The organism is Luteimonas soli, from assembly GCF_042648865.1.
In the GTDB taxonomy this organism is placed as follows: domain Bacteria; phylum Pseudomonadota; class Gammaproteobacteria; order Xanthomonadales; family Xanthomonadaceae; genus Luteimonas; species Luteimonas soli.
The window spans coordinates 646,293-664,424 of the sequence record NZ_JBHRYA010000003.1 but is presented as its reverse complement, the minus strand read 5'-3'; the positions used below and the strand labels follow the sequence as shown (position 1 = coordinate 664,424).

Genomic DNA, 18,132 nt, shown 5'->3' with positions numbered 1-18,132 from the left:
CACAGCAAAAGCTCGCGGCTTCCGCCGCTCCTACGGGTGCTTCCGGGGCGATCGACAGATCAGGAAAACTTCTCGTCCAGCACCTTGCGGATTTCCTGCTCCACCGTTCCCTGCAGCGCGGACAGCAGGAAGCCGAGCTTCGCGGTGACGTGCAACTGCTCGGGCTTCACGGCGATCCTGCCGTCGACGCCGCTGCGCTTGAAGTGCATCTCGTCGCCGTCCCAGCCGTATTCGAAGTCGAACTTGTCGGCCAGCTTCCTGGCCACGTCTTCCACCCCCTTGCGTGCCTTGGCGAGCGAAAGGGAATGCTTGTGCTGGATGTCGATGCCGGCCATGGCGGGCTCCGCGAATGGTGATGCACGCATTCTGTGGCCAGCGGCGGCGCCATCCAAGTGCCGGGCGGCATGCTAGATTGCCGCCGCATGGAAAACCTGAAGCTGCGCATCGCCGACGACGTCCGCTCCGAGCTGTCCCTGGGCGCGGGCGTGCACGCCGTGGGGCCGCTGAAGGGGCGGGACGACCTGCTTGGCCTGGTCGACGACGCGCAGGCGGCCCGCGTGAGGTTTTGCGTGGACCGTCGCGGCGTCTGGCTGACCGTGGCCGAAGGCGCGCGCGGCGTGCACGTGAACGGGCGCGAGGTCCGGCGCATGGCGATGCTTCGGGTGGGCGATGCGGTCTACGTCGACGGCGTGGAGATGCGGGTGGTCGGCTCGACCGCACCGGAGTTGCCCGGTGCGGCGCTGCATGAACCGGCGTCCGACGCCACGGGCGATCCGCGCGTGGTGCTGCGCGGCGTGGGCGGGCAATACCACGGCCGCAGCTTCACGCTCGAACAGCCGCGCCTGGTCGGCCGCAGCGCCGACGCGGACATCCGCATCGACGATCCCAGCTTCGCCGACCGGCACGCGCGCCTGGACCTGGTGGGCGACGACATCATCCTGCGCGACCTGGGCTCGGCCGAAGGCACCCTGGTCAACGGCGAGCCGATGCGCGATGCGCTGCTGCGGCCGGGCGACCAGGTCGTGTTCGACGCGCACCACAGGTTCGTGGTCGAGGCGCCGGTGCGCGGCCGCAGCCCGGGCGAGCACGTGCGCGACGATGGCGAGCGGGTGGTGGAGGTGGTCGAAGGCGACGATGTCGGGCTCGACCGGCCGGCGTCTCCGTGGCGATTGCCGTGGCTGTTGCTTGCTGCGCTGGTGATCGCGGGGTTGCTGGCGTTGCTGCTGTTGTTCGGCAGCGGGTGAGCGGGACGGTGTGGGCGTCGGGGGCGTAGCCCCGACTGCTTCCGTTTCGCGACGGGTACGTGTCCGGACCAACCATCCCCTCCGGGACGTAGGTCGGGGCTACGCCCCCGACGGTTTTTGCTTGAGCGCACTCCCAGCCCGAGCGGACGCCCGCCGCTTCGACAGCCACTTCCACGCACGCCAGACGAGCAGCACGGCCAGGATCGCCGCGTACAGCGCCGGTTCGCGGATATCGGACTTCACCAGCCACCAGAAGTGCAGCACCGCGAGCACGCCGGCGGCGTAGACCAGCTTGTGCAGCCGGCCCCAGTTGCGGCCCAGTCGCCGGATCCAGCCCTGGGTGGAGGTGATCGCCAGTGGCAACAGCAGCAGCCACGCGCTGAAACCGACGGTGATGTAGGGGCGCTTGGCGATCTCCTCGAAGATCTGCGTCCAGTAGCCGCGCAGGTCGAGCACCAGGTAGGCGGAAAAGTGCAGGCAGGCGTAGGCGAACGCGTACAGGCCGATCATGCGCCGGAAGCGGATGAAGACCGCCTTGCCGGTGAGCTGGCGCAGCGGCGTGATTGCCAGCGCCAGCATCAGGAACCGTAGCGCCCACAGGCCGAGGCGGTGCTCGATCTCGGCCACCGGGTCGGCGCCCAGCGCGTCGCTGTTGGTGCTGTACACGTCCCAGAACTGCCATGCCAGGATCGACAGCGGGGTGAGGGCGAGGGCGTGGACGAGGGTCTTGGCGGCGATGATGCGGCCAGGTGTCTTGCGTGGTGGCATCAGTCGGGCTCGCGCGGGTTCAGAACCATTTCTTCAGGTCCAGCCCCGCATACATCGAGGCGACCTGCTCGCCATAGCCGTTGTACATGCGCGTGGCGATGCGGTCGGCGAACAGCTTGCTGGCCTTGCCGGCGATGCGGCGTTCGGTCTTCTGGCTCCAGCGCGGGTGGTCGACGTTCGGGTTGACGTTGCTGAAGAAGCCGTATTCAGACGGCTGCAGGTCGTGCCAGGCGGTTTCGGGCATCTTTTCGACGAACTTGATCTCCACGATCGACTTGATGCCCTTGAAGCCGTATTTCCACGGCACCACCAGCCGCAGCGGCGCGCCGTTCTGCTGCGGCAGCGGCTTGCCGTACAGGCCGGTGGCCAGCAGGGTCAGCGGGTGCATCGCCTCGTCCATGCGCAGGCCCTCGGTGTAGGGCCAGTTGATCGAGCGGTAGCGCACGCCGGGCATCTGCCTGGGGTCGGCCAGCGAGGTGAAGGCGACGTACTTCGCCTTCGAGTTGGGCTCGAACTTCTTCAGCACTTCGCCCAGCGGCACGCCCAGCCACGGGATCACCATCGACCAGCCTTCGACGCAGCGCATGCGGTACACGCGCTCTTCGGGCTTCAGGCCCTTGAGCAGGTCGTCCAGCGCGATCGTGCCGGGCTTCGCGCACTCGCCGCCGACCGCCACCGACCAGGGGCGGGTGCGCAGGGTCTTCGCTGCGTTCGAGGGATCGTTCTTGCGGGTGCCGAACTCGTAGAAGTTGTTGTAGGTGGTGATGTCGTCCCAGGTGGTCAGTTCTTCGTCGGTGCGGAAGCCCGAGCGCGCCTGCTCGGGGGTGATGGCGGTCTTCGGCGGCGGAGGCGGCTCCGCCTCGGCGCAGCCGGTGAGCGTGAGCGCGGGGGCTGCGGCGAAGGCCGCGAGCAGCTGCCGGCGTTGCCGGTAGACGGATTCATCGGTGATCGCGGACGAGGGAATGCGCAGGGCGTCTCGCAGGGACATGGGAGGTTCCGGAGGTTCGGGGACTTGGGTATGACGCCGGAAACAGCCAAAAATTCCGCCGCCGATCCGTGTTGCGCTGCGGCATACTGGGGCGCAGCAGGTGGTCGTCCGTTCCGAGCCTAGCATCGCGGGAGTTTCCCGATGCGCGGCGGCGACCGCCCGTCAGCCCAGGGTCATCCAGCCAACAGGAACTGCCGATGTCGCGCGCCTACAACTTCGCTGCCGGTCCCGCGGCGCTCCCGGAGCCGGTCCTGCGCCAGGCGCAGGCCGAATTGCTCGAGTGGGGCGACGCGCGCGCCTCGATCGCCGAGATCAGCCATCGCAGCCCGGAGTTCATGCGGGTGGCGGCCGAGGCCGAGGCCGACCTGCGCCGGCTGCTGTCGATTCCCGACGACTACGCGGTGCTGTTCCTGGCCGGCGGCGCGACCACCCAGCAGGCGCTGGTGGCGCTCAACTTCGCCGCGCCGGGGCAGGCGGCCGACTACGTGGTCAGCGGCCACTGGGGCAAGGTCGCGCTGAAGCAGGTGCAGGCATACGTCGATGCGAACGTCGCGGCCAGCGGCGAGGCCGACGGCTTCCGCGACATCCCGCCGGCGTCGCAGTGGCGCCTGTCGAAGGACGCCGCCTACCTGCACGTGACCGCCAACGAGACCATCCACGGCGTCGAGTTCCGTCCCGAGTGGGGTGCGCTGCCGGAGACGGGCGACGTGCCGCTGTTCGCCGACTTCAGCTCCAGCATCGCCTCCGAGCCGCTGGACGTGTCGAAGTTCGGCCTGGTCTACGCTGGCGCGCAGAAGAACCTGGGGCCGGTCGGCGTCACCGTGGTGATCGTGCGCCGCGACCTGCTCGAACGCGCCGGCCAGCCGCGCGCGGACATCTTCAACTACGCCTCGCACGCGAAGGCCGGTTCGATGCTCAACACGCCGCCCAGCTACAACTGGTACCTGGCCGGGCTGGTGTTCAAGTGGATGCTGGCCGAGGGCGGGGTGGTCGAATTCGCGCGCCGCAGCGCGGAGAAGGCGCGGCTGTTGTATGCCGCCATCGACGGCTCGGGCGGTTTCTATCGCAACGAGGTCGCGTCGAACGTGCGCTCGCGGATGAACGTGCCGTTCTTCCTGCAGGACGACGCGCTCACCGCCGCGTTCCTCGCCGAGGCGAAGGAAGCCGGGCTGCTGGCGCTGAAGGGGCATCGCGTGCTGGGCGGGGTCCGCGCCTCGATCTACAACGCGATGCCGGTGGAAGGGGTGCGGGCGCTGGCTGGTTTCATGCACGAGTTCCAGCAACGCCGTGGCTGACGCAGGCCACGCAGGGCCGCGCTTGGGCGCGAAGGGCGCGCGATTACGGTCCGGTGACAGATGCATACGCGAGGTCGCGCCCGGGTGCGCTCCCACGAGGACATGACACGATGACACCGCCACGCAAGACGACGAGAGCACCAGCCCCGAAGAAGCCGACGAAGAAGCCCGCCGCCAAGGCGAGCGGTAAGCCGGCGAAGCCCGACCTGCTCGCCGTGCGTGCGCAGATCGACGGCATCGACCGCGAGATCCAGTCGCTGATCGCCGAGCGCGCGCTGTTCGCGCACCAGGTGGGTACGGCCAAGGGCAAGCTCGCCGCGGCCGTGGAGTACTACCGCCCCGAGCGCGAGGCGCAGGTGCTGCGGCGAGTGGTCGACCGCAACGACGGCCCGCTGTCGGACGAGGTGCTGGTGCGCCTGTTCCGCGAGATCATGTCCGCGTGCCTGGCGCAACAGGAGCCGTTGAAGGTCGGTTATCTCGGCCCCGAGGGCACGTTCTCGCAGCAGGCGGTGCACAAGCATTTCGGGCATTCGGCCAAGGCCCTGCCGCTGGCGAGCGTGGAGGAGGTGTTCGAGGAAGTCGCCTCGGGTGCCGCCGACTTCGGCGTGGTGCCCGTGGAGAACTCGGGGCAGGGCACGATCCAGTCCACCCTGGACCTGTTCCTGACGTCCCCGCTGATGATCTGCGGCGAAGTCGAGCTTCGCGTGCACCAGTACCTGCTTTCGCGCACCGGCCACGTCGAGGACATCGAGCGCGTCTACTCGCACGGCCTGTCGCTGGCGCAGTGCAAGAACTGGCTGCGCAAGAACCTGCCGCGGGCCGAACGCCAGGCCGTGGCCAGCAACGCCGAGGCGGTGCGCCGGGCGAAGAAGTCCGACGACGCCGCGGCGATCGCCGGCGAGAACGCCGCGCACGTCTATGGAATGAAGGTCATCGCCGGCCCGATCGAGGACCGCAGCGACAACACCACGCGCTTCCTGGTGATCGGCCGCGCCTCGTTCCCGCCGTCGGGCAACGACCGCACCTCGCTGATGGTCTCGATCCGCGACCAGCCCGGCGCGCTGTACCGCATCCTCGAACCGCTCGCGCGCCGCGACATCAGCATGAACCGGATCGAGTCGCGTCCCGACCACGGCGCGCTGTGGCAATACGCGTTCTTCATCGACGTCGGCGGCCATGCGGAGGAATCGCCGCTGAAGGATGCGCTGGCCGAGATCGACGATTTCGCCGGCGACGTGCGCGTGCTGGGGTCGTATCCGGTGGCGGTGCCGTAGGAGCCGGGAATGGGGAATCGGGAATCGGGAATCGGGACAGCGGATGGCGACTGGCCGGAGAGGCTCGCGGCGCGAGCCGTGCGCGGGCTGCGGGCCTATGACCCGGGACACGATCTGGTGGCGCTGCGGCAGCGGTTCGCGCCGGACGGGCTGGTGGAACTGGGATCGAACGAGAATCCCTGCGGACCGAGCCCGCGTGCGCTGGCCGCCGCGGGCGACGCGCTGGCCGGCCTGCATCGCTATCCGGACCCGCTCGGCGGTGACCTCAAGCGTGCACTGTCGGCGAAGCACGGGGTCGATACGTCGCAACTCGTCCTCGGCAACGGTTCGCACGAACTGCTGATGCAGCTGGCCCAGGTGTTCGCCGGGCCGGGCGTGGACGTGGTGATGTCACGGTTCGGCTTCGCGGTCTACGCGATCGCGGCGCAGGCCGTCGGTGCGACGCTGCGGGTCGCGCCTGCGCTGCCGACCGACGCGCGGATGCCGCGCGGACACGACCTCGATGCGATCGCCGCCGCGATCACGCCTGCCACGCGGCTGGTGTACCTGGCCAACCCCAACAACCCGACCGGCACCTGGTTCGCGCACGATGCCTTCGCGGCCTTCATCGCACGCGTGCCGGGCGACACGATCGTCGTGGTCGACGAGGCCTACGCCGAGATCGCCGACGCACCGGATTTCGGCTCGGCGCTGCCGCTGCTGGGGGCGCACCGCAACCTCGTGGTCACGCGCACCTTCAGCAAGGCCTACGCCCTGGCCGGGCTGCGCGTGGGCTACGCCGTCGCGCATCCGGACGTGGCCGGACTGCTCGAACGCGTGCGCGAAAGCTTCAACGTCAACACGGTCGCCCTGGCCGCCGCCGAGGCGGCGCTGGCCGACGAAGACTGGCTGCGCGATACGCTGGTCGCCAACACCGCGCAGCGGACGGCGCTCGCCGCCGCGCTGCGCGAGCGCGGCTGGTCGGTGACGCCATCGCAGACCAACTTCCTGCTGGTCGAGTTCGGCGAACACACCGCGTGGATCGAGCAAGCGCTGCTTGACCGCGGCGTCGTCCTGCGCCCGATGGCCGGCTACGGCCTGCCCGAGTGCTCACGCATCAGCATCGGCACCGCCGAAGAGAACCGCCGGCTGCTAGCAGGGCTGGACGACCTGGCATCTGAGAGCGAATTTTCTGCCATGGATGAAGACGGATGAATATCGATAAAGCAGACAGGCAAAAAGGAAAGCGCTTGATCCGTGTTGATCCATGTAGATCCGTGGACAAAATCTTTCCCGGGACGCTGCGATGACCAGTTTCCAGAGCCGGGACTGGATCGCTACTCGCGGTGCTGCGTTGCGTGGTGAGGTGGCGGTTCCGGGCGACAAGTCCATCTCGCACCGCGCGGTGATGCTGGCAGCACTGGCCGACGGCGTTTCCCACATCGAGGGGTTCCTGGAGGGCGCCGATACCCGTGCCACCGCCGCGATCTTCGCGCAAATGGGCGTGCGCATCGAGGTGCCTTCGGCGTCGCGCCGGGTTGTCCGCGGCGCCGGCGTCGACGGCCTGCGCGCGCCGGCCGGCGTGCTCGACTGCGGCAACGCCGGCACCGGCATGCGCCTGCTGTCGGGGCTGCTGGCGGCGCAGTCGTTCGACAGCGTGCTCGCCGGTGACGAGTCGCTGTCGCGGCGCCCCATGAACCGCGTGATCGAGCCGCTGTCGCGCATGGGCGCGCACATCGATGCGGAGGACGGCGGCCTGCCGCCGCTGCGCATCCGCGGCGGTCAGCGCCTGCAGGGCATCGATTTCGAATCCCCCGTCGCCAGCGCGCAGGTCAAGTCGGCGATGCTGCTCGCGGGACTGTTCGCACGGGGCGAAACCTCGGTGCGCGAACCGCATCCGACCCGCGACTACACCGAGCGCATGCTGTCCGCGTTCGGCGTCGACATCGAACATTCTCCGGGTTTCGCGCGCCTGCGGGGCGGCCAGCGCCTGCGCGCGACCGACATCGCGGTGCCCGCGGATTTCTCCTCGGCGGCATTCTTCATCGTCGCCGCGACGCTGGTTCCGGGCTCCGAACTACGCCTGCGCGCGGTGGGCCTGAACCCGCGCCGCACCGGCCTGCTGGCCGCGCTGCGCGCGATGGGTGCGGACATCGTCGAAGAGCGTGCCGCCAACCACGGCGGCGAGCCGGTCGCGGACGTGGTCGTCCGCCATGCGCCGCTGCGCGGGATCGAGGTACCGGTGGAACTGGTGCCGGACATGATCGACGAATTCCCGATCCTCGCCGTCGCCGCCGCGTGTGCGCAGGGCACGACGGTGGTCCGCGGCGCCGCCGAACTGCGGGTCAAGGAGTCCGACCGCATCGCGGCCATGGCCACGGGCCTGCGGTCGCTGGGCGTGCGTGTCGAGGAGCGCCCGGACGGCGCGGTGATCGGGGGCGGTGCGTTGCGTGGCGGCACGATCGACAGCCTGGGCGACCACCGCATCGCGATGGCGTTCGCGGTGGCCGGCCAGCTGGCCGACGGGGCCGTGGCGATCGACGACGTCGCCAACGTCGCCACTTCGTTCCCGGGCTTCGACGAACTCGCGCGACAGGCCGGGTTCGGCCTGCGCGCGCGTTGAGGTTGCCGGCGTTGCGCTACTGCTCGTCGAGCCTGTAGTCGACCGGGACCTGCACGCTCGACGTGACGGTCCTGCCGTCCTTGATCGCCGGATTGAACTTCCACTTGCGCACTTCGTTCATCGCCGCGCGATCAAGGATGCGAGAGCCGCTGCGGCTGACGATCTCGACGTCGCTGGCGTTGCCCAGCGCGTCGACCTGCGCCTTCACCACCACCGTGCCTTCCTCCCGAGCGCGATAGGCCTCGGGCGGATAGGACGGCACGGGCCGGTCGAGCACCGTCGCCTCGCGATCCTTCGGCTCGGCGCGGGCGACCTTCTTCGGCGCCTTTGCCCTGGGCTTTTCCGCGCCGGCGGTACCCTCGGCCGGGGAACTCGGGGCCGGGGTCATGGCGTCGCTGGTCGCCGCGGGCGGCGTCAGGTCGCCGATGGATTCGGAGCCGGCGTTGCGGTTGTAGAAATACCAGGCGAACGCGATCAGCGCGATCAGGATCAGGATCCAGATCAGCGGGCTGCTGCTCTTGCGTTCGGCCTCCGGCGGCGGGGGCTGCGGATCACCAGGGCGTTCGTTCATCGGGTCCGACATGCGGCGCACTCCTTCCTTCAGGACGGAGCGAGGGTTCCACAGTCATGGTTGAGGCCGCGTCACGGCCCGGGCCCGCGTTCAGGTTTCCGTCACCCGCGCGGGTTGAACGAGATCGGCACCTGCACGGCGCCGCTGACCGGCCGACCGTCGCGCATCGCCGGGCGGAATCGCCATTTGCGGACGGCATCGGTGGCGGCGCGGTCGAGGTGGCGCGAGCCGCTGCCGCTGATCAGGTCGACCGCCTGGGGTACGCCGTCGGGCCCGACGTGTACCCGCAGCAGCACGTTGCCCGATTCGCGCCGGCGCAGCGCGGCGCGTGGATATTCCGGCGATGGCCTGGAGACGGGAACCGGCGGCGAGTCGAGCGCGCCCGCCTGGCCTGCGACAGCGTCGGGCCCGGCGGGTGCCGTGGGCTGGGTCGGCGCCGTGGGGCCGGGCGGAGGCGGTGGCGGCCGTGTTTCGACGATGCGTGCCGAAGGCGCTGCGTCGTCCGCGGGTGGCGCGTCGTCAAGGCCGGCGTCGCCGCTGTCTGGCTGCGGCAGGGGTTCGAACACCTGCCCGGCCGCGCTCTGGCGGCTGGTGTCGGCGCGATAGAAATCGTCGGTGCCGCGCTGCCTGGCCCAGATCAGCAGGAACAGCCCGATGCCGACCGCGAATGCGATGGCCACGTACAGCCAGGCCCGTGGCGTCAGGCCGAGCACGGATTTGCGGCGACCCGATGGGGGCGGAGGGACGGGCGAGGACATGCGACGGACCGGATTCGGGGACTCGTCGCATTCTGGCATAGCGTCGTGGCGGCAATCTCCGGCGCGACACGCGATAATCGCGCTTTCCGCCTTCGACACCACGCCCGCCATGCTCGATCCCAGCCTGTTGCGCCAAGACCCCGCCGCGCTTGCCGAACGCCTGCGCGCCACGCGCGGGTTCGAACTCGACGCCGCGGCCGTGGAGCGGCTGGAAGCGGCACGCAAGCGCATCCAGATGCGCACGCAGGAGCTGCAGAACCTGCGCAACACGCGCAGCAAGGCGATCGGCCAGGCCAAGGCGAAGGGCGAGGACGCCTCCGCGCTGCTGGCCGAGGTGGCCGGTTTCGGCGACGAGCTCAAGGCGTCCGAGGCCGAGCTCGACGGCATCCGTGCGGAACTCGACGCGATCGTCCTGCGCATCCCCAACCTGCCCGACGACTCGGTGCCCGCCGGCAAGGACGAGTCGGAGAACGTCGAGCAGGCGCGCTGGGGCACGCCGCGCAGCTTCGACTTCAAGGTGCTCGACCACGTCGAGCTCGGCGCCCGCCATGGCTGGCTCGACGGCGACGCCGGAGCGAAGCTGTCCGGTGCGCGCTTCACCGTGCTGCGCGGCCAGCTCGCGCGCCTGCATCGCGCGCTGGCGCAGTTCATGCTCGACCTGCACGTCGGCGAGCACGGTTACGAGGAAACCAACGTGCCGCTGCTGGTCAACGCCGATTCGATGCGCGGTACCGGGCAGCTGCCGAAGTTCGAGGACGACCTGTTCGCGACCGAGGTGGGCGAGGGCGAGGCGGCGTCGAAACGCTACTTGATCCCGACCTCGGAAGTGCCGCTGACCAACACCGTCCGCGACGAGATCGTCGACGCCGCGCGCCTGCCGCTGCGCATGGCTGCACATTCCCTGTGCTTCCGCGCCGAAGCCGGCGCCTACGGCCGCGACACGCGCGGGATGATTCGCCAGCACCAGTTCGAGAAAGTCGAACTGGTATCGGTGACGCGGCCCGGCGACAGCGAAACCGAGCACGAACGCATGACCCGCTGCGCGGAAACCGTGCTGGAAAAACTCGGCCTGCCGTACCGCAAGGTGTTGCTGTGCACCGGCGACATGGGTTTCGCGGCGACCAAGACCTGGGACCTGGAAGTCTGGCTGCCGTCGCAGGACACCTACCGCGAGATTTCATCGTGCTCGAACTGCGGCGACTTCCAGGCCCGCCGCATGCAGGCGCGCTGGCGCAACCCGGAAACTGGCAAGCCGGAGCTTGTGCACACCCTCAATGGTTCGGGTGTGGCGGTCGGCCGCGCGCTGATCGCGGTGATGGAGAACTACCAGCAGGCGGACGGCTCGATCGAGGTGCCGGAAGTGCTGCGGCCGTACATGGGTGGGGCCGAGCGCATCGCCTGAGCGTCCGCCGCTCCTACGGAGCCCCGAGGGTCGGTCAGGCCGCCTCGGCCACCGGTTCGCCGATCGCCGCGTGCGCGACCGCCAGTGCGTCGCTGCGATGCTGCGGCGACAGGTTCAGCCCTTCGGCGCGGACGAACTCGAGGTCGCGGACGCCCATGAATCCGAAGATGAACTTCAGGTACGGCTCCTGGAAGTCGCTGGGCGCATCGGCGTGCAGTCCGCCGCGGGTGCTGGCGATGACCACGCGCTTGCCCCCGGCCAGGCCCTCGGGGCCGTCCTCGGTGTAGCGGAAGGTCTTGCCGGCGACGGCAATACGGTCGATCCAGGCCTTGAGCGTGGACGGGATCGAGAAGTTGTACATCGGCGCCCCGACCACCACGACGTCCGCGTCGAGGAACTGCTGCAGCACGTTTTCGGACTCCGCGGCCCGCGCGGGGTCGGCCTTGGCCAGGCCGTTGCCGTCCAGGTGTGGCAGTGGATCGGAATCCAGGTCGCGGTACTGGACGGACAACCCCGGCACGTCGGCCTTCCAGCGTGCGACGATGGCGGCGCTGAGCTCCCGGGAGGCGGAATTGGCGCCGAGGGCGCTGGAATCGATGTGAAGCAGCTTCATGATGGTGGCTTCCGGTAGGCGGCAATGCCGCGACCGGGGAAGATTAGGTTGTTGCTGTTTTGGAATAAACATGATCAAATATCACTAAATGTTCTAAATTTGGAACTATTGCCATGCAAGACCTCAACGACCTCTATTACTTCTCCGCCGTCGTCGACCACGGCGGGTTTGCCGCCGCCGAGCGCGCGCTGGGCATCCCCAAGTCGCGCCTGAGCCGGCGCATCAGCCAGTTGGAAGCCGAGCTGGGCGTCCGCCTGCTGCAGCGCTCCACGCGCCGGTTCGCGGTCACCGACGTCGGCCAGAGCGTGTACCGCCACGCGCAGTCGATGCTGGCCGAGGCGCAGGCCGCGCGCGAGGTGGTCGACCGCCTCAGCGCCGAGCCGCGGGGTGTGGTGCGGGTGAGCGTGCCGGTGGGGCTGGCGCAGCAGCAGATCCCGATGCTGCTGCCGGACTTCCTCGCCAAGTACCCGCAGGTGCGGGTGCAGATGCACGTGAGCAACCGCCGCGTGGACGTGATCAACGAAGGCTTCGACGTCGCCATCCGCGTGCGCACCAAGTTCGACGACGACGGCAGCCTGGTGATGCGCAGCTTCGGCCAGATCCAGGAACTGCTGGTCGCCAGCCCCGGTTACCTCGATCGCACCGGCCGGCCGACCGATCCCGAACAGCTGCGCGACCACGTCACCCTGACCATGAGCGAGGACGAGGTGCGCCAGCGCTGGGAACTGCAGGGCAGGGACGGCGAGATCCGGCGCATCGACCTGAAGCCGCGCGTGTCCGGCTTCGATTTTCCGATGCTGATGGCGCTGGCCAAGCAGGGCCTGGGCATCACGATGCTGCCCGAAACCCTGTGCGCCGAGGCCGTGCGCGCGGGCGAACTGGAAGTGGTGCTGCCCGAGTGGCGCCTGCCGCAGGGCATCGCGCACGCGGTGTTCGCCTCGCGCCGTGGCCTGCTGCCGGCGGTGCGGGTATTCATCGATTTCCTCGCCGAGCGCCTGCCGGAGTTGATCGACCAGTCGCGGCTGGACTGCCAGGGTTGCGACGAGGTGTCCGGTCGCCCCGTTGCCAGGAAGGCGGCGCAGGCTGCAGTCGTCGAGCACTCGTAACCGCCTGCTCCTGTATTTGCCCTTGTGGGAGCGGCTTCAGCCGCGAGATCTTGCCTCTGTTCTTGTAGGAGCGGCGGAAGCCGCGAACTCCGCAGCGCCGGATTACGACCCAAAAAGCTCGCGGCTCCCGCCGCTCCTACAACATCTCTGCGCCAGAACATGCGGCGGTCGCGAAGGTCACTACGCAAGCCACCACCCATGCGACAATCCGCCCGCGGACGCACATCCAATCCGGAGAGATGGCCGAGCGGTTTAAGGCACCGGTCTTGAAAACCGGCGAAGGGTCAAACCTTCCGTGGGTTCGAATCCCACTCTCTCCGCCACGCCAGGTTGAGCGCTCCGCCGCTGTGATGCCGATGCCGTCGCCACGGCTTGCGCTACTGAACGCGCGCAATGATTCGCAGGTCGGGGCTACGCCCCCGACGGTCCGTCCGTGTGGCTGGATGGCCACATCGAGACGTGTGGTTATGCCAGCCGCGCCAGCGCCTGCCCCAGCTTCACCGGCGATTCCGCCCCAAGGCCGGATTCCAGCGTCGCAACACCCGGCGGCAGCAGCACGATCACCGTCGACCCGTAGTTGAACCGCGCCATCTCCTCGAAGCGCTCCAGCGTGATCGGCTCGCCATCCTGCCCGCCGCGATAGTCCTTCACCGTCACAGCGTTGCCGTAAGCGGGAATTTCCTCGCCGCTCCAGACGGTCTCGACGCCGGAGACCAGCAGCGCGCCGACCATCACCACGGCCATGGGGCCGAAGTCGGTGTCGAAGTGGCACACCAGGCGCTCGTTGCGGGCGAACAGGCGCGGGACGTTGCGCACGGCGTCCGGACCCACGGAGAACAGGCGGCCGGGCACGTGCACGGTTTCCAGCAGCGTCCCGGACCACGGCATGTGGACGCGGTGGTAATCCTTCGGCGAGAGGTAGACGGTGGCGAACAGGCCGTCGGCGAAGGGCTGCGCGGCGGCTTCGTCGCCGAGCAGCTCGGCGGCGGTGAACGACTGGCCCTTGGCCTGGAAGATGCGCCCGCCCTCGATGCGGCCGCACTGGCTGATGCGGCCGTCCGCGGGCATCAGCAGGGCGCGTGGGTCGGGGTCTGCGACGCGCACGCCGGGCTTCAGCGCACGGGTGAAGAAGGCGTTGAAGGTGGGGTAGGTGGTTGCGTCGGGATTGGCGGCTTCCGAAAGGTCGACGCCGAACTTCGTCGTGACCGTATCGATCAGCCACTGCTTGAGCCGCGCATTGTCGGAATACGCAAGGCGCCGCGCCAGCGAGGACAGCAGGCGGTGCGGGAGGGCGTAGGTGAGTGTGGTGACGAGGCTCATGGGGGTGTTTTATCCGAAAAGCCGCGCGGACGTTCGGCGCGGCTGCGATCTGGATGCGGCTGGGGAGTGAGGCGAAAGGCGGCCCTTACCCCAGACTTCTCTCCCGCAAGCGGAAGAGAGGCCCGGCTCGTGGCACGGGCGACTGCAACGGCCAGGCCGGCTCGCTCGTTGAGGATTACTTGAACGACACCTGCGTCAGCGCCGTCAGGTCCGCCGCGATCGACTTCGGCTGCAGCGGCGGCTGGATGATCCCGGCCATGCGGCCCTGTGGGTCGAGCACGGCAATGGTGGCCGAATGGTCGATGGTGTAGCTGTCGGGCGGCGCGCCTTCCGGCGCCGGCACCTTGGCGAACACCAGCGCCAGCGAGCGGGCGAACTTTTCCAGCGCCGGTACGTCCGCGGTCGCGGCCAGGCTGTCGCGGTGGAAGGCGTGCGCGTACTCGCCGATGCGGTCCGGGTCGTCGCGCTCGGGGTCGACGGAGACGAACAGCACCCGCGGGCGGGTCGATTCGGGCAGCGCTTCCCACTGCTTCTGCGCCAGCGCCAGCTCGGCCAGCGTGGTCGGGCAGACGTCGGGGCAGTAGGTGAAGCCCAGGAACACCAGGGTCCAGTGGCCCTTGAGTTCGCCGGGCACCAGCTGGGTGCCGTCGGACTGGCGCAGCGAGAACGCGGGCAGTTCGCGCGGCTGCGGGAACAGCGTGACGGTCTCCATCGCCGGGCCAGTCGGTGCCTGCGCGCCGAAGAACTTCTGCGAGGCCAGCAGGCCGAGGCCGGCGGCCAGGGCGACGACCAGGATGATCAGGGTGGGTCGGTTGAACATGGCGGGAGCTTCTTCACCCAATACTTGAAGTGCAATCATGATACCCGCGCCACCGTTATACTTCCCGGCCCGGCAGCCCAGCCGCGCCCGCGTGCCGCCATGACCGACGAACTGCACACGATCATCGACCTGATCCGCTACGGCGCCAGCCGCTTCAACGCGGCGGGGCTGACGTTCGGCCACAGCTACGACAACGCGATCGACGAGGCGACCCAGCTGGTCCTGCACGCGCTGCACCTGCCGCACGACCTCGGCCCAGCCTACGGGCAGGCCCACGTGACGCTGGCGGAGAAGGAAGAGGTGCTGGCGCTGTTCCTGCGCCGGATCGAGGAGCGCATCCCGGCGTCCTACCTGACCGGGGAAACCTGGTTTGCCGGCCTGAGCTTCATCAGCGACCCGCGCGCGCTGGTGCCGCGCTCGCCGATCGCCGAGCTGATCGAGGCCGGCTTCGAACCCTGGCTGGGCGGGCGCGAGGTGCGCCGCGCGCTGGACCTGTGCACGGGCTCGGGTTGCATCGCCATCGCCATGGCCCACTACAACCCGGACTGGCAGGTGGATGCGGTGGACCTGTCCGACGACGCGCTGGCGCTGGCCGCGGAGAACAAGGCGCGGCTGCAGGCCGGCAACGTCAAGCTGCTCAAGTCCGACCTGTTCGCGGGCCTTTCCGGGCGGCACTACGAACTGATCGTCACCAATCCACCCTACGTGACCAACGACGAGACCGACGCGTTGCCGCAGGAGTATTCCTACGAACCGGACATGGGCCTGCGCGCCGGCGACGACGGCCTGGACCTGGTGCTGCGGATCCTGCGCGACGCACCGCTGCACCTGAGCGAGGACGGGCTGCTGGTCTGCGAGGTCGGCGAGTCCGAGCGCGCGCTGGTGGCATTGCTGCCGGACGTCGAGTTCGCGTGGATCGAGTTCAAGGTCGGGCAGATGGGCATCTTCGCGGTCGAATGCGCCGAGTTGATCCAGCACCACGCGCGCATCGGCGAACTGGCCGCCGCCCGCGAGGGCAGGCCGGTGGAAGCGGCGGCTGGCTCGCTGTTTTGAATGGACGTGCACTCCAGGTCCTGCCTTTCCCCCCTTTTTCAAGGGGGGGAGAAGCAGCTTCGGATGGGGGGGCAGCGGCTTGAACACCTTCGGCCAGCTGCTGCGCGTGACCACCTTTGGTGAATCGCATGGCCCGGCGATTGGCTGCGTGGTCGACGGCTGCCCGCCCGGCATCGCGATCACGGCGGAAGATTTCAGCCACGATCTGGCGCGCCGCGCCACCGGGCGTACCCGCCACACCTCGGCGCGGCACGAGGCCGATGCGGTCGAAATCCTCTCCGGCGTTTACGAAGGCCACACCACGGGCACGCCGATCGCGCTGCTGGTCCGCAACACCGACGCGCGCAGCAAGGATTACGATCGGATCGCGCGGCAGTTCCGCCCCGGCCACGCCGACTACACCTACTGGCACAAGTACGGCATCCGCGACCCGCGCGGCGGCGGGCGCTCGTCCGCGCGCGAGACCACGATGAGGGTGGCGGCGGCGGTGATCGCGAAGAAGTGGCTGGCCGATCGCTTCGGCGTGCGCGTGCGCGGGCACCTGGCGCAGATCGGCGGCGTGATGCCGCGTTCGCACGACTGGACCGTGGTCGAGGACAACCCGTTTTTCTGGCCCGATGCCGGGCAGGTGGCGGAGCTGGAAACGTTCATGGACGCGCTGCGCAAGTCCGGCGACTCGGTCGGCGCGCGCGTCACGGTTGTTGCCGACGGCGTGCCTCCGGGCTGGGGCGAGCCGGTGTACGGCAAGCTCGACGCGGAGCTGGCGGCGGCGATGATGTCGATCAACGCGGTCAAGGGCGTGGAGATCGGCGACGGCTTTGCCAGCGTCGCGCAGAAGGGCAGCGGACACCGCGACGCGATGGCGCCGGAAGGGTTCGGCTCCAACCACGCCGGCGGCATCCTCGGCGGGATTTCCAGCGGCCAGCAGGTGGTGTGCTCGGTGGCGTTCAAGCCGACATCCAGCCTGCGCTTGCCGGTCGAGGGCGTGGACGTCGACGGCAACGCGGTGGAGATCGTCACCACCGGCCGCCACGACCCGTGCGTCGGCATCCGTGCCACCCCGATCTGCGAGGCGATGATGGCGCTGGTGCTGATGGACCAGGCGCTGCGCCACCGCGCGCAGTGCGGCGACGTGGGCGAGGTGGCGCCGCGCATCCCCGGTGGGTGATGACATGCAGGAGCGGCGGAAGCCGCGGGCTTCTTGCTCTCCGGAAGATCAAAAGCCCGCGGCTTCCGCCGCTCCTGCGGAATTGAAAGCCAGGAACCACGGCAGGAAGAACCAATGAGCAGGCAATACAAGGTTGCGGTAGTCGGCGCCACGGGCGCGGTGGGCGAAGTGATGCTGGCGGTGCTGGCCGAGCGCAACTTCCCGGTGGGCGAAATCGTCGTGCTCGCGAGCGAACGTTCGGCGGGCGGGCGCGTGGCATTCGGCGATGACGAGGTGCTGGTCCGTGACCTGGCGACCTTCGACCCGGCCGGCGTCGACATCGCGCTGTTCTCCGCCGGCGGCGCAGTCTCGAAGGAGTACGCGCCGAAGTTCGCCGCCGCGGGCGCGGTGGTGATCGACAACTCCTCGGCCTTCCGGATGGATGCCGACGTGCCGCTGGTGGTGAGCGAGGTCAACCCGGAAGCCGTGAAGGACCGTCCGCGCGGCATCATCGCCAATCCCAACTGCTCGACCATGCAGCTGATGGTCGCGCTGGCGCCGCTGCACCGTGCTGCCGGGATCGAGCGCATCAACGTCGCCACCTACCAGTCGGTGTCGGGTACCGGGCGCAAGGCGATGGAGGAGCTCGGCCGCCAGACGGCCGGCCTGCTCAACTTCCAGTCGGTCGAGCCGGAGGTCTACCCGGTGCAGATCGCCTTCAACGTGATCCCGCACGGCGGCGACTTCGACGCCAACGGCCATACCAGCGAGGAGATGAAGCTGGTCCACGAGACCCGCAAGATCCTCGGCGACGACGCGATCGGCGTGAACGCCACCGTGGTCCGGGTGCCGGTGTTCTACGGCCACTCCGAAGCGGTGAACATCGAGACCCGCGACAAGCTCACCGCCGTCCGTGCGCGCGAACTGCTGCAGGCCGCGCCCGGCGTGGAGGTGGTGGACGAGCCGGCCAACGGCGGCTACCCGACCCCGGTCACGCACGCCTCGGGCAATGACGCGGTTTTCGTCGGCCGCATCCGCGAGGACCTGTCGCACGAGCGTGGGCTCAACCTGTGGGTGGTTTCGGACAACATCCGCAAGGGCGCCGCGCTGAACGCGGTCCAGATTGCTGAACTGGTGGCCGCGGAAGGCTGAAGCGTTGCGGAGCGACGTG

18 protein-coding genes and 1 tRNA gene are annotated in these 18,132 nt (G+C 69.1%); 11 read left to right on the top strand and 8 right to left on the bottom strand.

Features of this window, described 5'->3' with window-relative positions; all coding sequences use genetic code 11:
- Window positions 1-59: 59 nt before the first annotated feature.
- Window positions 60-335, bottom strand: coding sequence for a polyhydroxyalkanoic acid system family protein (locus ACFONC_RS06255; protein ID WP_386742850.1), 276 nt, complete (start codon window positions 333-335; stop codon window positions 60-62).
- A gap of 87 nt (window positions 336-422) precedes the next feature.
- On the opposite strand from ACFONC_RS06255, the gene ACFONC_RS06250 reads away from it, so the two are divergent.
- The gene (locus ACFONC_RS06250; RefSeq protein WP_386742849.1) at window positions 423-1,244 is read left to right on the top strand and encodes an FHA domain-containing protein; all 822 of its coding nucleotides are present in this window, start codon (window positions 423-425) and stop codon (window positions 1,242-1,244) included.
- Window positions 1,245-1,343: 99 nt separating this feature from the next.
- Here ACFONC_RS06250 and msrQ read toward each other — a convergent pair whose 3' ends face one another.
- Together msrQ and msrP are read right to left on the bottom strand one after the other, a co-directional pair.
- Complete coding sequence (msrQ, locus tag ACFONC_RS06245; RefSeq protein WP_386742848.1) at window positions 1,344-2,012, bottom strand: protein-methionine-sulfoxide reductase heme-binding subunit MsrQ; 669 nt, start codon at window positions 2,010-2,012, stop codon at window positions 1,344-1,346.
- A gap of 19 nt (window positions 2,013-2,031) precedes the next feature.
- On the bottom strand, window positions 2,032-3,000 hold the full coding sequence (gene msrP / locus ACFONC_RS06240) for a protein-methionine-sulfoxide reductase catalytic subunit MsrP (RefSeq protein ID WP_386742847.1): 969 nt from the start codon (window positions 2,998-3,000) through the stop codon (window positions 2,032-2,034).
- A 197-nt stretch (window positions 3,001-3,197) separates the two neighbouring features.
- Between msrP and serC the strand changes: the two genes are divergently transcribed.
- The 4 genes from serC (at window position 3,198) to aroA (ending at window position 8,171) form a co-directional block, all read left to right on the top strand.
- Complete coding sequence (gene serC / locus ACFONC_RS06235) at window positions 3,198-4,295, top strand: 3-phosphoserine/phosphohydroxythreonine transaminase (RefSeq protein WP_386742846.1); 1,098 nt, start codon at window positions 3,198-3,200, stop codon at window positions 4,293-4,295.
- A gap of 110 nt (window positions 4,296-4,405) precedes the next feature.
- Entirely contained in the window at window positions 4,406-5,569 is a 1,164-nt protein-coding gene (pheA, locus tag ACFONC_RS06230) for a prephenate dehydratase (protein WP_386742845.1), read from the top strand.
- A 78-nt stretch (window positions 5,570-5,647) separates the two neighbouring features.
- Window positions 5,648-6,763: a histidinol-phosphate transaminase gene (gene hisC, locus ACFONC_RS06225; protein ID WP_386742844.1), complete on the top strand. Its 1,116-nt coding sequence runs from the start codon at window positions 5,648-5,650 to the stop codon at window positions 6,761-6,763.
- Between the two features lie 91 nt (window positions 6,764-6,854).
- Complete coding sequence (aroA, locus tag ACFONC_RS06220) at window positions 6,855-8,171, top strand: 3-phosphoshikimate 1-carboxyvinyltransferase (RefSeq protein WP_386742843.1); 1,317 nt, start codon at window positions 6,855-6,857, stop codon at window positions 8,169-8,171.
- A 16-nt stretch (window positions 8,172-8,187) separates the two neighbouring features.
- Here the strand turns inward: aroA and ACFONC_RS06215 are convergent, their stop codons facing one another.
- Complete coding sequence (locus tag ACFONC_RS06215) at window positions 8,188-8,754, bottom strand: energy transducer TonB (RefSeq protein WP_386742842.1); 567 nt, start codon at window positions 8,752-8,754, stop codon at window positions 8,188-8,190.
- Between the two features lie 89 nt (window positions 8,755-8,843).
- Window positions 8,844-9,455: an energy transducer TonB gene (locus ACFONC_RS06210; RefSeq protein WP_386742841.1), complete on the bottom strand. Its 612-nt coding sequence runs from the start codon at window positions 9,453-9,455 to the stop codon at window positions 8,844-8,846.
- 154 nt (window positions 9,456-9,609) lie between these two features.
- Between ACFONC_RS06210 and serS the strand changes: the two genes are divergently transcribed.
- Complete coding sequence (gene serS, locus ACFONC_RS06205) at window positions 9,610-10,902, top strand: serine--tRNA ligase (protein ID WP_386742840.1); 1,293 nt, start codon at window positions 9,610-9,612, stop codon at window positions 10,900-10,902.
- Window positions 10,903-10,936: 34 nt separating this feature from the next.
- Here serS and ACFONC_RS06200 read toward each other — a convergent pair whose 3' ends face one another.
- Window positions 10,937-11,515 carry an FMN-dependent NADH-azoreductase gene (locus ACFONC_RS06200; RefSeq protein ID WP_386742839.1) on the bottom strand — a complete coding sequence of 193 codons (579 nt, stop codon included), beginning with the start codon at window positions 11,513-11,515 and terminating at the stop codon, window positions 10,937-10,939.
- A 113-nt stretch (window positions 11,516-11,628) separates the two neighbouring features.
- Here ACFONC_RS06200 and ACFONC_RS06195 point away from each other — a divergent pair, with 113 nt between their 5' ends.
- Entirely contained in the window at window positions 11,629-12,621 is a 993-nt protein-coding gene (locus ACFONC_RS06195; protein ID WP_386742838.1) for a LysR family transcriptional regulator, read from the top strand.
- A 233-nt stretch (window positions 12,622-12,854) separates the two neighbouring features.
- Window positions 12,855-12,944 (top strand) — tRNA-Ser (locus ACFONC_RS06190).
- A 142-nt stretch (window positions 12,945-13,086) separates the two neighbouring features.
- On the opposite strand, the gene asd is transcribed toward ACFONC_RS06190, so the two are convergent.
- Window positions 13,087-13,941, bottom strand: coding sequence for an archaetidylserine decarboxylase (gene asd, locus ACFONC_RS06185; RefSeq protein ID WP_386742837.1), 855 nt, complete (start codon window positions 13,939-13,941; stop codon window positions 13,087-13,089).
- A 175-nt stretch (window positions 13,942-14,116) separates the two neighbouring features.
- Window positions 14,117-14,761: an SCO family protein gene (locus tag ACFONC_RS06180; protein WP_386742836.1), complete on the bottom strand. Its 645-nt coding sequence runs from the start codon at window positions 14,759-14,761 to the stop codon at window positions 14,117-14,119.
- A 99-nt stretch (window positions 14,762-14,860) separates the two neighbouring features.
- Here ACFONC_RS06180 and prmB point away from each other — a divergent pair, with 99 nt between their 5' ends.
- The 3 genes from prmB (at window position 14,861) to ACFONC_RS06165 (ending at window position 18,113) form a co-directional block, all read left to right on the top strand.
- Window positions 14,861-15,814 carry a 50S ribosomal protein L3 N(5)-glutamine methyltransferase gene (prmB, locus tag ACFONC_RS06175; RefSeq protein WP_386742835.1) on the top strand — a complete coding sequence of 318 codons (954 nt, stop codon included), beginning with the start codon at window positions 14,861-14,863 and terminating at the stop codon, window positions 15,812-15,814.
- 79 nt (window positions 15,815-15,893) lie between these two features.
- Window positions 15,894-16,982, top strand: a complete 1,089-nt coding sequence (gene aroC / locus ACFONC_RS06170) for a chorismate synthase (protein ID WP_386742834.1) — start codon at window positions 15,894-15,896, stop codon at window positions 16,980-16,982.
- Window positions 16,983-17,096: 114 nt separating this feature from the next.
- On the top strand, window positions 17,097-18,113 hold the full coding sequence (locus tag ACFONC_RS06165) for an aspartate-semialdehyde dehydrogenase (protein WP_386742833.1): 1,017 nt from the start codon (window positions 17,097-17,099) through the stop codon (window positions 18,111-18,113).
- The last annotated feature ends 19 nt before the right edge of the window (window positions 18,114-18,132 follow it).